This window comes from Streptomyces anandii JCM 4720 (genome assembly GCF_014650655.1).
GTDB lineage: Bacteria > Actinomycetota > Actinomycetes > Streptomycetales > Streptomycetaceae > Streptomyces > Streptomyces anandii.
The window spans coordinates 18,691-19,656 of record NZ_BMVJ01000033.1; the positions used below are offsets into that span (position 1 = coordinate 18,691).

The window sequence follows — 966 nt, forward strand, 5'->3', positions numbered from 1 at the left end:
GTCGGTGAACCACTCCTTGGTCAGTTCGTAGCCGTTGCCGACTCCGCCGAGCACGTCCTCGTCGGCCACGAAGACGTCGGTGAAGGTGAACTCGGGGTGCCCGTTGACCGCGGAGTGCATGAAGTGCGGCACGCGCGTCATCCCGACGCCGGGCGCGTTCTTGTCGACGAAGAACAGGGTGGGCAGCCGGTCGGGGCCGGCGTCCGCCTGGACCAGCAGGAAGTCGGCGATGTCACCACAGGTGACGAACCACTTCTCGCCGTTGAGCAGCCAGCCGCCGTCGGTGCGGGTGGCCGTGGAGCTCCCGGCGGAGGGATCGGATCCCGCACCCGGCTCGGTGACGGCGAACGCGTCGAACTTCTCGCCGCGGATCACGGGCAGCAGGTACTTCTCGCGCTGCCGGTGGTCGCCGTACGCAAGGACGTTGGCGGGCCGCCAGGGGATGTCCCAGAGGCAGTTGGTGACCTTGCCGAACTCCTCCTCGACGACGACCTGTTCGAGAAGGCCAAGGCCGGCTCCGCCCCACTCGGCGGGCATGTTGATGGCGTAGACACCGGCGTCCATCGCGGCCCGGGTCAGTTCGGTGACGAGCGGCTGCGGCAGCGGGCCGCCGGCCTGCTCGGACTGGTCCTCGTAACGCATCAGCAGGCGCGCGTAATCGGCGGCGCGGCGCTTGAGGTCGGCCTGCTCGGGGGTGTAGCGCATGTCCATGGGGGCCTCTTCGGTCGGGTCGCGGGGGGCGGGTCGTCAGGCCGGTACGGCGCGGGAGTCGAGGGCGAGGGCGCCGTCCGGGCGGATGAGCAGCGGGTTGACCTCGATCTCGGCGATCTCGGGGTGGGCGGCGGCGAAGGTCGTGATCGACTCGACGGCGGCCGCGGCGGCGGCGATGTCGACGGGCGGCCTGCCCCGCACGCCGTCGAACAGGGCGGCGGTGCGCAGCCCGCGCAGCAGACGCAGGGCGCGGTC

At 71.4% G+C, this 966-nt stretch carries 2 protein-coding genes; both read right to left on the reverse strand.

Annotated features, from left to right (window positions below; translation table 11 throughout):
- Nucleotides 1-711, reverse strand: a 711-nt coding sequence (locus IE249_RS33230; protein WP_189710876.1) for an acyl-CoA dehydrogenase family protein, incomplete at its 3' end; no start/stop codon positions are given.
- Nucleotides 712-747: 36 nt separating this feature from the next.
- On the reverse strand, nt 748-966 hold a 219-nt coding region (locus IE249_RS39305; RefSeq protein ID WP_229859813.1), incomplete at its 5' end, for an acetate--CoA ligase family protein.